Origin of the sequence: Nocardioides sp. (genome assembly GCF_051876515.1) — a bacterium.
Classification (GTDB): Bacteria; Actinomycetota; Actinomycetes; order Propionibacteriales; family Nocardioidaceae; genus Nocardioides.
The window spans coordinates 1-13306 of sequence record NZ_JBJEHY010000088.1 but is presented as its reverse complement, the minus strand read 5'-3'; the positions used below and the strand labels follow the sequence as shown (position 1 = coordinate 13306).

Sequence of the window (13306 nt, the reverse complement as noted above, 5' to 3'; positions counted from 1 at the left end):
CGGTCGGCACGTCCCGCTCGATCTCGGCCAGCCAGGCGGTGCCCTTGGCGTCCGACGGCATCCGCCAGTCGCCGCGCGGGCTCATCGTGCCGCTGGGGCTGACCTTCGGGCCGTTGGGCAACGCGGACCGCTTGAACTGGTTGGCGAAGAACCGCTTCACGAAGACCTCCAGCCAGCGGCGTACGGTCGCCAGGTCGTAGGCGGTGTGGGCGCTCTCGGGGAACCCGGGCGGCCACGCTCCGGCCTCGGCGTCCTTCCACGCGTGCCAGGCCAGGAACGCGATCTTGCGCGGGCGGTGGCCGTGGCGCACCACCTGGAAGAGCGTGAAGTCCTGGAGGTTGTACGGGCCGACCGAGTCCTCGGTGGCCTGCGGCTTGACGCCCTCCTCGGTGGGGATGAGCTCCGGGGTGATCTCCTGCCCGAGCACCTCGGCGAGGATCTCGCCGACCTCCTCGGAGAACTGGTCGTGGGAGATGACCCAGCGGATCAGGTGCTGCACGAGCGTCTTGGGGACGCCGGTGTTGACGCCGTAGTGCGACATCTGGTCGCCCACGCCGTAGGTGCACCAGCCGAGCGCGAGCTCGGACAGGTCGCCGGTGCCGACCACGATGCCGCCGTGGTGGTTGGCCAGACGGAACAGGTAGTCGTAGCGCAGACCGGCCTGCACGTTCTCGAAGGTGACGTCGTACACCTTCTCGCCGCGCGCGAACGGGTGGTCCATGTCGGCCAGCATCTGGGTGGCGCTGGCACGGATGTCGATCTCCGCGAAGGTGACGCCGAGCGCGTTCGAGAGCCGCGTCGCCAGCGACTTGGACGTGTCGCCGGTGGCGAACCCCGGCATCGTGTACGCCAGCACGTCGCTGCGCGGGCGCCCGAGGCGGTCCATCGCCTTGCAGGCCACGATCAGCGCGTGGGTGGAGTCGAGGCCACCACTGACGCCGATCACCGCCTTGGGCGTACCGATGGCGGCGAGGCGGCGCTCGAGGCCGGCGACCTGGATGTTGTACGCCTCGTAGCAGTCGAGCTCGAGGCGGGCGGGGTCGTCGGGGACGAACGGGAAGCGGTCGACCTGGCGCAGCAGGCCGATGTCGCCGGTCGGCGGCTGCAGCTCGAACTCGATCGTGCGGGCGTCGGCGGACAGCGCCCGCCGGTTGTCGTCGAAGCTGCCCTGGCGCAGCCGCTCCTGGCGCAGCCGGTCGAGGTCGACGTCGACGGTGGTGCGGCGGGGGCCGTCGGGGAACCGCTCGGACTCCCCCAGCAGGTCGCCGGCCTCGTAGACCATCGTCTGGCCGTCCCACGACAGGTCGGTGGTCGACTCACCCTGGCCCGCGGCGGCGTAGACGTACGCGGCGAGGCAGCGGGCGCTGGCGCTGCGTACGAGCAGGCGGCGGTCCTCGGCACGGGCGACGGTGATGGGGCTGCCGGAGAGGTTGGCCAGCACGGTCGCGCCGGCCAGCGCGGCGGTGGCGCTCGGCGGCACCGGCACCCACATGTCCTCGCAGACCTCCGCGTGCAGGGCCAGGCCGGGGACGTCGGTGGCGGAGAAGACGAGGTCGGGCCCGAAGGGCACCTCCTGCCCGGCCAGGGAGATCCACTCCCCCTCGAGGTCGTCGCCGGAGGCGAACCAGCGCTTCTCGTAGAACTCGCGGTAGTTGGGCAGGTACGACTTGGGGGCCACCCCGAGGACCTCGCCGCGGTGGATCACCACGGCACAGTTGTACAGCCGGTTTCCGCGCGCCAGCGGGGCGCCGACGACGAGGACCGGCATGAGCACCCGACTGGCCGCGACGACGCGGTCGATCGCGTCCAGCACGCCGGCCAGCAGGGTGTCCTGGAGGAACAGGTCCTCGACCGAGTACCCGGTCAGGCACAGCTCGGGGAACACCGCGACGGCCACGTGGTCGGCGTGGCACTCGCGCGCCTGGGCCACGACGGCCTCGGCGTTGGCGGCGGGGTCGGCCAGGGTCACGGGCATCGTGATCGCGGCGACACGGGCGAAGCCCTGGGCGTAGGCCGAGTAGAAGTCCACGCGGCGAGTCTAGGGACTGCGCCGCCCATCGTCGGGACGTGACGGGTCACACAGAGCCAGCGAACACTCGCACGACTAGCATTTCGAGTGGTCCGTGGACTCCATCAGGGAGCCGCGAGATGTCTGTCAGGAGTCACCATGAGCGAAGTCCCCGCCCCGTACGGCAGTGGCCCGGCCGCGCCGGCTGCCGCGGCCCCGGTCCGCAAGGTGCGCACGCACCACCTGCGCGAGATGAAGGAGCGCGGCGAGAAGATCACGATGCTCACCGCGTACGACATGTACACCGCGGCCACGTTCGACGAGGCCGGCATCGACATGCTGCTCGTCGGCGACTCGGCGTCCAACAACGTCTTCGGCAACGAGACCTCGCTGCCGGTCACGGTCGACGAGCTGATCCCGCTGACCCGCGCGGTCGCCCGCAGCGCCAAGCGCGCGATGGTGGTCGCCGACCTCCCGTTCGGGTCGTACCAGGCCTCGCCGGAGCAGGGGTACCTGACCGCGGTCCGCTTCATGAAGGAGGCGGGCGCGCACTGCGTGAAGCTCGAGGGCGGCGCGGAGATGGCCCCGGTCATCACCAAGTGCGTCCAGGGCGGCATCCCTGTGGTCGCCCACATCGGTTTCACCCCGCAGTCCGAGCACACCCTGGGCGGCTACCGCATCCAGGGCAAGGGCGACGCGGCCGAGCGTGTCGTGCGCGACGCGCACGCGGTGCAGGAGGCAGGCGCCTTCGCGGTCGTCATGGAGATGGTCCCCGGCGACGTGGCCGCACGGATCTCCGCGGAGCTGGAGATCCCCACCATCGGCATCGGCGGCGGCAACGGCACCGACGGCCAGGTGCTGGTCTGGCAGGACGCCTTCGGCCTGCGTACGGGCAGGATGCCGCGCTTCGTCAAGCAGTACGCCGACCTGCACCAGGTGCTCCTCGACGCAGCCCAGGCGTACGCCGCCGACGTGAAGTCAGGCAGTTTCCCCGGTCCAGAGCACACCTTCTGATCGGCCCCCGATTGGCCTAGCGTGGAGCGCATGCGCGTATCTCGTGGGGTCACTGTTCCGCTCGCCGCCGTGACGGCGGGCCTCCTTCTTCCGGCGCTCGCGCTCGGTCCGGTGCACGCCGCACCGGACCGGGCCGCGGCGCCTGCTTCTCCCACGGCGGCCCGAGCCGTCCCCGACATCTCAGTGAGCACGGTCGTGAGCGGCCTCGAGCACGTGTGGGACGTCGCCCTGCTCCAGCCGGGCCGACTCCTGGTCTCCGAGCGCGACAGCGCCACCATCAGCATCGTCGCGCGCGGGCGGGCCACCCCGGTCCGGTTCCCCTCGAGCAAGGTGTGGGTGTCGGGTGAGACCGGGCTGATGTCGCTCGCGGTCGTGCCGGGCACCAAGCACCGCACGTTCCTGACCTGCTCGGGCTGGGAGACCTCCGACGGCCACGAGATCCAGGTACGCCGCTGGCGGCTGTCCGCGGACGGCAAGCGCGCGGTCGACAAGGGCAAGGTGCTGGGGGGCATCCCGATCGACAGCGGCCGCCACGGGGGCTGCCGGGTCAAGATCGACAGCAAGTCGGGCGACATCTGGGTCGGCACCGGCGACGCGGCGACGTACGACGTGGCGCGCAACCTGCACTCCCTGGGCGGCAAGGTCCTGCGCATGACGGCGGCGGGCAAGCCGTCCCCGCACAACCCGTGGCCCCGGGCCGCCTCGGTGAAGCGGCGCTACATCTACACCTACGGCCACCGCAACGTGCAGGGTCTGGCGCGGCGACCCGGGGGCGAGATGTGGTCGGTGGAGCACGGCACGGACCGCGACGACGAGGTCAACCTGCTCAAGGCGGGTGGCGACTACGGCTGGAACCCCGGCCCCGGCTACGACGACGACGTGCCGATGACCGACCACAGCCTCCCGGGCGAGCAGATCGACGCACGCTGGTCGTCGGGCGACCCGACCATCGCGACGTCCGGCGCCGCCTGGGTGCGGGGCTCGCAGTGGGGCGACCTCAACGGAACCCTCGCGGTGGCCACCCTGGCCGGCGAGAAGCTGGTCTTCATGAAGTTCGACGACCGGGGAAGGTTCGTGCGGATGTACGAGCCGCGCAACCTTCAGACGCACGGCCGGCTCCGCTCGGTCACCAGCAACCGCAAGGGCGACCTGCTGGTGACCACCGACAACGGGCGGCGCGACAAGGTGCTGCGGATCAGCCCGGTCCGCTGACGCGGGTGCTGGGGCCCGGCGGCCGCTGAGGCCGCCGCCGGGTCTCAGACGGCGCCGTTGTCGTCCTCGGCGTAGTCGTCGTCCTCGTCGTCGTTCCAGGCCGGGTCGTTGTCCCACGCCTCGTTGCGCTCGGCGACGCGCTCCAGGGCGCGGGCGGCCTCGCCCTCGGTGGCGTAGGGCCCGAGGCGGTCGGCGTTCTTGCAGCCTTCCCGGGGTTCGACGGTCTTGTGCACCAGGCAGTACCAGTACTGCGGATCCTCACCGTTCATGTTCCTGAAACTACACTCGCCGACGTGAGTCCTGTAGCCCCCGGCACCATCTCCCCCCGACGCGCCGTCCCGGCGCACATCGTTCGTCCCGAGTACGTGGACAAGCCCGCGCCGACGCCGTTCACCGGCAGCTACGTCAGCGACGAGGAGACGATCGCCAAGATGCGCGTGGCCAGCCGGCTGGCCGCGCAGGCGCGCGAGCTGGTGGGTGAGCACGTGGTGCCGGGCGTGACCACCGACGAGCTCGACCGGATCGGTCACGAGTTCCTCTGCGACCACGGCGCGTACCCCTCGACGCTGGGCTACCGCGGCTTCCCGAAGTCGCTGTGCTCCAGCGTCAACGAGGTGATCTGCCACGGGATCCCGGACTCGACCGTCGTCGAGGACGGCGACATCGTGAACATCGACATCACCGCGTACCTCGACGGCGTGCACGGCGACACGAACGCGACGTTCCTGGCCGGTGACGTCGACGAGGAGACCCGCCTGCTGGTGGAGCGCACCAAGGAGGCCCTGGACCGCGGCATCAAGGCGGTCAAGCCGGGCCGCAAGGTCAGCATCATCGGCCGCGTCATCGAGTCGTACGCCCGGCGCTTCGGCTACGGCGTGGTCCGCGACTTCACGGGCCACGGGATCAGCACGTCGTTCCACTCCGGGCTGGTCATCCCCCACTACGACGACCCGCGCTTCGACGACGAGATCCAGGTCGGGATGACGTTCACCATCGAGCCGATGCTCAACCTCGGCACCCACGACTACGACATGTGGGACGACGGCTGGACCGTGGTCACCAAGGACCGCCGACGTTCGGCCCAGTTCGAGCACACCCTGGTGGTCACGCCGACCGGCGCCGAGGTGCTCACACACCCCTGAGGGACAGTTCTCCGTACGACGACGGCGCCGCACCCGGGTGGGTGCGGCGCCGTCGTCGTACGGAGGTGCTGGGCTCAGCCGACCTGCGACTTGAACCAGTAGGTGGTGGCCTCGTCGTCGGGGACCGCGGTGACCATCTCGAAGCCGAGGCGGCCGAGGTTGGAGAGCAGGTCCTCCCAGGACTCGCCCGGGTCGAAGCTGTCCGCTCCGGCGTAGTTGTAGAAGCCCAGCTCGACGTCGGTCTCGTCGCTGCTGATCCGGATCTCTGCGTGCGCGTACTGTGCCATGCGCCGATCCTGCCACGTGGACGATGAACGCGGCGCCGACGCACGGCGAACTCGCGGCCGACCGACGGAGGAAGGTCGCCCCTGAGGTGCTCTGGGGCACCTCGGGCGAGGTTTCCTCCGTCGGTCGGCGCGGTGAGGACGCGGCCTCAGCGGGTGACGGCGTCCAGGGCGTCGATCATGCCCTCACCGGCGTACGAGTTGTCGGCGTCGGTGCCCACGCAGACGGCGCCCTCCTCGTACTGGGCCGGAGCGCACGCCTTGTCGTCGGCCTGGGAACGCAGCGCGGCCACGAGCCTGGCCGGCTTCCAGGTCGGGTGCTTGGAGACCATCAGGGCGAGCACCCCGGCCGCGTGCGGCGAGGCCATCGAGGTGCCCGACTTGAGGCCGTACCCGTTGCCGTTGACGATCGTGGAGAGGATCCGCGACCCGGGGGCGCCGACGTCGATGACGCCGAGGCCACGGTTGGAGAAGTACGACAGCTCGGAGTCGAGCGTGGTGCCCACGCGGGCGAACGAGGAGACCGTCACGACGCCCGGAAGCTCGGCGGGGATGTCGAGGCAGCCGGAGTTGATGGTGCGCTCGACGGCGGTGGAGTCGTTGGGGCTGGAGTCGTCGCTGGTGTTGGTCGCCAGGTCGGTGGCGGCGTTGCCGGCGGCGGCGGCGTGCACGGTGCCCTTCTTCGTCGACCACGCGACGGCGCGGGCGACGGCCTCCTTGGCGGCCTTCTGGTCGGGCTGGTCGGAGCACCAGTACATGAACGGGTCGACGTAGTAGCTGTTGTTGGTGACGTCCATGCCCTTCAGGCCGGCCCACATGAAGCCGCACACGGCGTACTCCGGGTAGATGTACCCGTCGTCGTTGACGACCTTGACCGAGGCGAGGCGTACGCCGGGGGCGACGCCGACGATGCCGACACCGTTGCGTGCCGCGGCGATGGTGCCCGCGACGTGGGTGCCGTGGTCGGAGGTGGTGGGCTGCCAGCCGGTCGCGGAGCGGTCGAGCGCGCCCGCGTCGGAGCAGTTCACCGACAGCGAGGTGTCGATGTTGGCGACGAGGTCCGGGTGGTCGGCGTCGATGCCGCTGTCGAGGACGCCGACGACGACCTCGCGGGAACCGTCGGAGACGTTGTGCGCGGCGTCGGCCTTGATCATCTGGTTGTCCCACTGCTCGCCCTCGCGCGGGTCGGGGACGACGTCGGCGGCCACGGTGTTGGCGAACTCGCCGCGGGTGATGCCGGCGCGGCCGCGGGCCTTGGCGGTCGGCTGCGAGGCGTCGCCGGGCGTGCCCTCGGTGACGGCGGTGGTCCGGGTCGCGCCGACCGATTGCACCGCCCCACGGGCCTTGCGTACGACCTCGGTACGGAAGTCGGCCTCACGGGAGTGGACGACGATGACGCCGATCTTGTGCCAGGAGGCGACGACGGTGCCGCCGGCGGCGCGCACGGCACGCTCTGCCTTGGCGATCTGTCCCTCGTTGACCTTCCTGACGTTCACCACGTACGAGCTCAGCTGCCCCTGCGGGGTCGCGATCGGTACGGGGGTGGACGGCGGTTCGGCCGCGGGCATGTGGGCCAGGGCGCTGGTGGGCGCGAGGGCTGATCCGACCAGCAGGGCCGCCGATGCGGCGAGCACTGCGGTGCGGGAACGGACATTCTTCATGTGGGTCTCCTTGTCACGAACATCCCGAGCTGTCGTGCGTGGTGCCGCACAGGCAGCCCCTCGACCTCACCACCGGTCGACGTGCCGCGTCAATGGCGGCCAACGGCGGGTCGTACCCGTGGCTGCTGCGGCGCCCCGCTCCCCTACACTGGTCGCCGAGTGGGTCGGCCGGGCGGCCGCGTCTCCCCGTTCGCGGGGAGCCGAGGAAGGTCCGGGCTCCACAGGGCAGGGTGGTGGCCAACGGCCACCCGGGGCAACCCGCGGGAAAGTGCCACAGAGAACAGACCGCCAGGCCTCACCCCGGTGAGGTCGGGCAAGGGTGAAACGGTGGGGTAAGAGCCCACCAGTGCGCCGGGAGACCGGAGCAGCTAGGCAAACCCCACCCGGAGCAAGATCAGACAGCGTGCGTTCGAGGGCGGCCCGCCCGAGCACGCGGGTAGATCGCTGGAGGTGGTCAGCAATGGCCACCCGAGATGGATGGTCGCCCCCGCCCCAGGCGGGACAGAACCCGGCCTACAGGCCGACCCACTCACATGCGGCCCCCGACCTGCGGAAACGCAGTCAGGAAGGGTCCGCAGTCCCCACAGAGTCCCCAAGCCTTCCGAGCAGCACCTCGTCGACGGCCTCGCGGGTGGATCGTGGGCATGCTGGCCTCCGGCGGCAGGGAACGCGCCGATTCACGCCCAGCTGCTCCGGCTCGGCCGCCCGTTCCGGGAAACCCGGGTCGCGTCGGCAAACGCTCCTTGGAGGCTTGTTACAGGGAATCGCGTCCCCGAAACAGTGGCACCTGCCCCCACTCGGGGCCCTACCGTGCAGTCGGCTCAACACAGGGGGTAAGTCCATGAGCAAGGCGGCGGCAGTCAGCAGAAGACTCGTACACGGAGTGGTCCTGGCCATGGTGGCAGGTCTGATCGCGTTCCTCGGGTCAACGCCTGCGCACGCTGCGGCGAAGACCGTCGACGAGTTCGTCGCGGCCTACAACGGCAGGTACGTCGACGTGGACGGGTTCCCGGCCGAGCAGCCGTACCAGTGCACGGATCTCTTCAACAAGTTCCACAGTGAGGTGATGGGCGGCAGCTACGTCCGCATGGACATCTCCGGCGGCGCCAAGGACCTGTGGTCCACCTCGAACGCCCAGATCGCCAACCTCTACACGAAGGTGTCTGCCTCCGCGACCGCGCGGAAGGGAGACGTGGCCGTGTGGTCGGGAAACATGGCCGGCAGCGGTGGCTACGGTCACGTCGCGATCGTCCTCACCGACAAGGGCTCGGCTCTCTCAACTCTCACCCAGAATCCTGGCGCCACCACCATCAAGGACATCGGCAAGACCCATCTTCTGGGTTATCTCCGGCCCAAGAGCCTGCCGGGCGGCGGGTCCACCGTGTCCGATGGAAGCTTCGTCAGCAACGGCGGACGCGTGTATCGGATCGCGGGCGGGGCTCCGATCTACGTGACCACATGGAACATCTACGGCGGTGCCCAGCCCACCACCCCGCTGAGCGACGCCCAGTTCGCCGCGCTTCGGCCACATCCCGCCGACGGGACCTTCGTCCGCGGCGTCCAACGTGGCGAGATCTACCGATTCGCGGGCGGCGCGCCCACCTACGTGTCGACGAACTTCTGGGCAACTCTGAGCCCCAAGCCGGCCTGGGTCGACGTCGACCAGGCATCGCTGGACAACCCCACCATCACCGTGGGCAATCGCGTCCGCTCAGTACCCGCCGACGGCACCTTCGTCGTATCGCACGAGCGAGGCGAGATCTACCGCGTTGCGGGCGGTGCCCCCGTGTACGTCACACCCTCGTTCTGGGCCTCGATCTCGTCCAAGCCGAACCCCGTCCGCATCTCACAGGAGGCCGTGGACCGGGCCGGAGGCACAGGAGCGTGGTCACACCTGCGGGCAGTGCCAGCCGACGGCACCTTCCTCTCATCCCACGCGCGCGGCGAGATCTACCGTGTCGCCGGTGGCGCGCCGCTCTACGTGACACCGTCCTACTGGAACACGCTCGCCACGAAGCCCGCCGTCACCTCCGTCTCCCAAGAGGCCGTCGACAGTGCCGGCGGGACCGGCGCATGGTCCCACCTCCGGGCAGTGCCGGCCGACGGTACCGTCCTCCGCCCCCACGACCGAGCACAGGCGTTCACGGTGACTGGTGGAATCGCACGGCCCAGCTTCGCCACCGGCGGCATCACCGTCGACGGCATCACGATCGACAACGCCGGACGCGGCGCCCCCTGGCACCACCTGGCGTCGTCTCGACCCGTTGCGACGCTGCACGCGCTTCCCCGCGCGTTGCGAAAGTCCCGACTCAGCGTCACCTGGCCTGCACTCGTGACGTCGAGCCGCACCGTCGGCTACGACGTCCGGTGGCGACACGCGGGACGACGCTGGACCCGCCCGAAGGACTGGCAGGGCATTTCCGCAACGCAGGTGACCATGCGCGGGATCGCGCGCAAGGCTCGGGTCTGCCTCTCCGTGCGAGCCCACAACCTCGCCGGAATGACCGGCCCGTGGTCCGCCTCCCGGTGCGTACGGCGCCGATGACACTGAAGGGTCCGACTGCCCGGCGCCGGCGCTCTACCCAGTTGGGCATCCCCGACCTCGCCGTCAGTGACACGCCCCAAGCGCGTCGGCTGCTCCTCAAGTACGTCCACGCCCGCGACCGGCTGGTGCGCGCTGCGGTGACCTGACTCGCGGATCCCGTCTCTCGTCGCCCGGACTGGACCAGCACCGCGCAGCCTTCCCAGCAGCCCGCCGGGGCCAACAGACTGCGGACCGTGAGGCTCGTAGTGGGGTTGCTGCTCGGCTTGTCCGGGTCCCTGATGATCGCTGCGTCGGCGCAGCGGTGGGCTGCCCCTTGCCCCTGGGGCGAACCGACGAGCACCCCGCAGTGTGAACTGCGCCAGGACCACCGGTACGACTTCCTGCTGCCATCTGACCCGTGGCAACCACTGGGTGGTGCGGCGCAGCTGGCAGGCTGGTCGCTCCTCGTGCTCGCCGTGGCGTACCTCGTGCTGCCCTGGACGCTGTTGCGGGGTGGGGCGGGGAGACTCGCTACCGCAGCCGGGATCGTCCTGGCCGCTGCGACCACGGACGTCGGCGCAGCCACGCTCCGCTCGGGGCTCGCGGGAAGCCCCGTGGATCCCGTCTCCGGCATCGCCGCGGTGTGGATCTGGGCACTGGTTGCCCCGGCGTTCCTGATACTCCTCGCACTCCCCAGCGCCCTCCCCGACGGCACCCTGGACACACGCCGCCCGCGGGGACTCGCGCGCGCCGCCCTGGTCCCGCTCGCACTGGCGACACCGATCGTGGCGGCCTTCACCTACGCGGTGGGCTCGTACGACGCCCGGCCCTGGTGGGAGGCGTACAACGGCGCCCTCACCGCGACCGCCGGCCTCTGCCTGCTCGCGGCAGCAGCGGCCTCACACGCACGCTGGACCCATGCCCCTGCCCGGACCCCGGCCACCTGGGCGGGCAGGTGCTCGTCGTGGTGGCTGCCGTCAGGCTCAAAGGATCTCGTTTGCCCGGAGGACCCGCGTTGACGGTCGTCGTCCGGGGGCCGTCGGTCAGGAACGGCAGTCGCACGATGGTCCACTCGAGGCCTGAGGCCCGAACGAGGTCGCCCACGGCACGGATCGCGTCGTACGTCGACCTCTGGACCAGGCGCAGCAGCGTCAGGGTCGTGGCAATCTTGAGGTTCCTGCCGTCGGCCTCGCCAGCGATCGCGGCGGTCCCCATCACGACGAGTCGCCGTACTCCGTGCCTCTGCATGGCCGCAATGATGTGTTCGTCGCCCGGAACGAGGTTGAGTGCGTCGGAGCGCTGCGTGCTCGGGCCGATCAGGTCAGGCTCGTCGAGCGTGCCCGTGATCGCACGGACCTGAGGGTGCGTCGGGAGCTTCGACGGTGTGCGCGCGTAGGCGGTGACCTCGTGGCCCGCCGCCACCGCCTGCTCGATGAGAAGCCGGCCCGATTGTCCCGTGCCCCATGAGCTGGTGCAGACCGAGGATGCGTTCGGCGATCTCGTCCTGACTGCCGGCGAAGGCCATGCCGCCGGGCTCGACGTCGTGCTGGCGCCCGGCGAGGGCCATGGGAGGTCGCCAGGCTTCGGCCGCTCCCGTGCGCATCATGACCTCCTCGTGCTTCGGGTACGTCGCCTTGACGGCTGCGTCGCAGGGCCGACGAACTCGTGCACCGCGAAGGGGGAACCCGGCCTACAGGCCGACCCACTCCTTACACCCCCTCTGACCTGCGAAAACGCATCCCGGAGGGGACCCGGCTTGGACCGCCGCGGGCTGCCCCACTCACGACCTACCCGACGGACCTCATGAGATCCACGTGCGCGTCGGACCACCTGACGTAGTCGTCCGTCGAGAAGAGGTCCACCGCTGACGCCTTCCCCGGCTTGAGCTTGACGTTCCCCCTGAGGGTCCCGACGTTCTGGTCACCGTTGAAGAGCTCCACGGTCAGCCGGACATCCTGGTACGTGTCAGTCGTGTTCTCGACCACGATGGTCCCGTCGAGGTTGCCGCCATCGTCCTCGGTGACCTTGAGGTCCCTGAAGTGCGAGTCGGTCCCCACCACCTCGTGCCCACCGCCCAGGGCGTCCTCGATCGGGCCAGGCACTTCTCGATCCGTGAGTCCGGCCCACACGACGTACGCGCACACCGCGAACACGGCGACCAGAAGGAGCAGAATCGTCCGCTTGATGAGCTTGAGCATCCCGGGACTCTCGTGAGGCGGATGGGCGCCGTCATCCTCCCCGAGTCCGGGTCTCCGCGAAGGCGAAATCAGCGATCTCGTCCGGCGCAGCCGCGCCCGCCCGTCCCAGCCGATGCACAGGCGAGCTCACGGGGCCGAGCCCGGGCCCCCCGGACGTGCTGCGGTCCGGTCGCGGGAGCAACCGCACCGCAGCACGTCCTGCGGCGCACCCTCCGACGACGTCGAGCAATGCCGAGGTGGGGTGATTCTCAGCCGTGTCGGGTCACATCACGCGGTGCCGTTCGCCGGGCCAGCCTGCGAAAGCCGAAGAAGAGGACAAGCGCTCCCACCCCGTACACGGCGAAGGCCCTCACGAGGACCACCCGCCCTGCCCGCCGACAGTCGGAGAGATCCAGAACGGATCCGTCGTCGAGACGTTCATCCGGCATCGTGGCGGCATCGATGGCAGAGGAGTCGCACGGTCCGCCATCCACCGAGGGAGGGGCGATGGCGAACCACAGGAAGCCCACCGTGAGGAGCAGCACCAGGCCAAAGGTGGCCGCCTTCAGCCTCGCGCTGGCCTCCGTCCTCCAGATCCCCAGAAGGAGAAGTGCCGGAACGACCACCAGGGCCACCTTCACCGCGAGCCACATGGAGTCAGCGCTCATGTGCCCTCCTGCGTCGAATCGTCGTGTGCCGCCGGTCTCCCGCGCTCGGGTCCCCCAGCGCGGTGCGCTGATTCAAGCCCACCCCGCAGTCGTACGGACTCAGATCGTCCAACTTCTCGCCAGCGCCGAGGGCCAACCGGGGCCTACCGGCCCGAGTCGGGGCCGGTCTCCCGGTCGTCGTACGCCTGACGGGCCGCAGCGATCTCGTCCGCGGTCGAGAACGCCCACGCGATCAGCGGTGCGACCGCATCCCGCAGGCCGTGCCCGGTGTCGCTCAGCGCGTACGAGACCTGCGGGGGCACGGTCGGAACGACCGTCCGTACGACCAGTCCGTCGCGTTCCAGACGTCGCAGGGTGACGGTCAGCATGCGCTGGCTGATCCCTGTCACCACGCGCCTGGCCTCGTTGAACCGCAGTGGCCCGTCACCCAGTGCGGCGACGACGTACAGGGACCACTTGTCCGAAACCAGGTCGAGGACCTCCCGGGCTCGGGCGCCACCTTCACCACAGATGGCGTCCTGCACTGCGCTGACCTGCACGGTTACCTCCACCGAACCACGGCACCGCGAAGGGCTTCGCAGCCGACGTGCTCGACCTCGACTCACTCACCGGCGCC

The 13306-nt window shown here is 70.2% G+C and carries 12 protein-coding genes, 1 other RNA gene and 1 pseudogene; 6 read left to right on the top strand and 8 right to left on the bottom strand.

Annotated features, from left to right (window positions below; all coding sequences use genetic code 11):
* On the bottom strand, positions 1 to 1975 hold a 1975-nt coding region (locus ACI379_RS06200), incomplete at its 3' end, for an NAD(+) synthase (RefSeq protein ID WP_439791202.1).
* A 192-nt stretch (positions 1976 to 2167) separates the two neighbouring features.
* Between ACI379_RS06200 and panB the strand changes: the two genes are divergently transcribed.
* Positions 2168 to 3022, top strand: coding sequence for a 3-methyl-2-oxobutanoate hydroxymethyltransferase (gene panB / locus ACI379_RS06195; protein ID WP_439791201.1), 855 nt, complete (start codon positions 2168 to 2170; stop codon positions 3020 to 3022).
* Between the two features lie 30 nt (positions 3023 to 3052).
* Positions 3053 to 4234, top strand: coding sequence for a PQQ-dependent sugar dehydrogenase (locus ACI379_RS06190; RefSeq protein WP_439791200.1), 1182 nt, complete (start codon positions 3053 to 3055; stop codon positions 4232 to 4234).
* A gap of 44 nt (positions 4235 to 4278) precedes the next feature.
* On the opposite strand, the gene ACI379_RS06185 is transcribed toward ACI379_RS06190, so the two are convergent.
* Positions 4279 to 4503: a hypothetical protein gene (locus ACI379_RS06185; RefSeq protein WP_439791199.1), complete on the bottom strand. Its 225-nt coding sequence runs from the start codon at positions 4501 to 4503 to the stop codon at positions 4279 to 4281.
* Positions 4504 to 4527: 24 nt separating this feature from the next.
* On the opposite strand from ACI379_RS06185, the gene map reads away from it, so the two are divergent.
* The gene (gene map, locus ACI379_RS06180) at positions 4528 to 5376 is read left to right on the top strand and encodes a type I methionyl aminopeptidase (RefSeq protein WP_439791198.1); all 849 of its coding nucleotides are present in this window, start codon (positions 4528 to 4530) and stop codon (positions 5374 to 5376) included.
* Positions 5377 to 5450: 74 nt separating this feature from the next.
* Here the strand turns inward: map and ACI379_RS06175 are convergent, their stop codons facing one another.
* Both ACI379_RS06175 and ACI379_RS06170 read right to left on the bottom strand, forming a co-directional pair.
* Positions 5451 to 5663, bottom strand: coding sequence for a hypothetical protein (locus ACI379_RS06175; RefSeq protein WP_439791197.1), 213 nt, complete (start codon positions 5661 to 5663; stop codon positions 5451 to 5453).
* 146 nt (positions 5664 to 5809) lie between these two features.
* Complete coding sequence (locus tag ACI379_RS06170) at positions 5810 to 7321, bottom strand: S8 family peptidase (protein WP_439791196.1); 1512 nt, start codon at positions 7319 to 7321, stop codon at positions 5810 to 5812.
* Positions 7322 to 7481: 160 nt separating this feature from the next.
* Between ACI379_RS06170 and rnpB the strand changes: the two genes are divergently transcribed.
* The 3 genes from rnpB (at position 7482) to ACI379_RS06155 (ending at position 10864) form a co-directional block, all read left to right on the top strand.
* An RNA gene (gene rnpB, locus ACI379_RS06165) (RNase P RNA component class A) lies at positions 7482 to 7853 on the top strand.
* A gap of 309 nt (positions 7854 to 8162) precedes the next feature.
* Positions 8163 to 9866: a CHAP domain-containing protein gene (locus tag ACI379_RS06160; protein WP_439791195.1), complete on the top strand. Its 1704-nt coding sequence runs from the start codon at positions 8163 to 8165 to the stop codon at positions 9864 to 9866.
* Between the two features lie 233 nt (positions 9867 to 10099).
* The gene (locus ACI379_RS06155; RefSeq protein WP_439791203.1) at positions 10100 to 10864 is read left to right on the top strand and encodes a hypothetical protein; all 765 of its coding nucleotides are present in this window, start codon (positions 10100 to 10102) and stop codon (positions 10862 to 10864) included.
* Positions 10865 to 10904: 40 nt separating this feature from the next.
* Here the strand turns inward: ACI379_RS06155 and ACI379_RS06150 are convergent.
* From ACI379_RS06150 to ACI379_RS06135, 4 genes and pseudogenes are all read right to left on the bottom strand, one after another.
* Positions 10905 to 11267 (bottom strand): annotated as a pseudogene (locus ACI379_RS06150) (NAD(P)-dependent oxidoreductase); the annotation flags it as partial.
* Positions 11268 to 11632: 365 nt separating this feature from the next.
* Positions 11633 to 12043: a hypothetical protein gene (locus tag ACI379_RS06145; RefSeq protein WP_439791194.1), complete on the bottom strand. Its 411-nt coding sequence runs from the start codon at positions 12041 to 12043 to the stop codon at positions 11633 to 11635.
* A gap of 248 nt (positions 12044 to 12291) precedes the next feature.
* Entirely contained in the window at positions 12292 to 12690 is a 399-nt protein-coding gene (locus ACI379_RS06140; RefSeq protein WP_439791193.1) for a hypothetical protein, read from the bottom strand.
* A gap of 143 nt (positions 12691 to 12833) precedes the next feature.
* Positions 12834 to 13229, bottom strand: coding sequence for a winged helix-turn-helix transcriptional regulator (locus ACI379_RS06135; RefSeq protein ID WP_439791192.1), 396 nt, complete (start codon positions 13227 to 13229; stop codon positions 12834 to 12836).
* Positions 13230 to 13306: the final 77 nt, after the last annotated feature.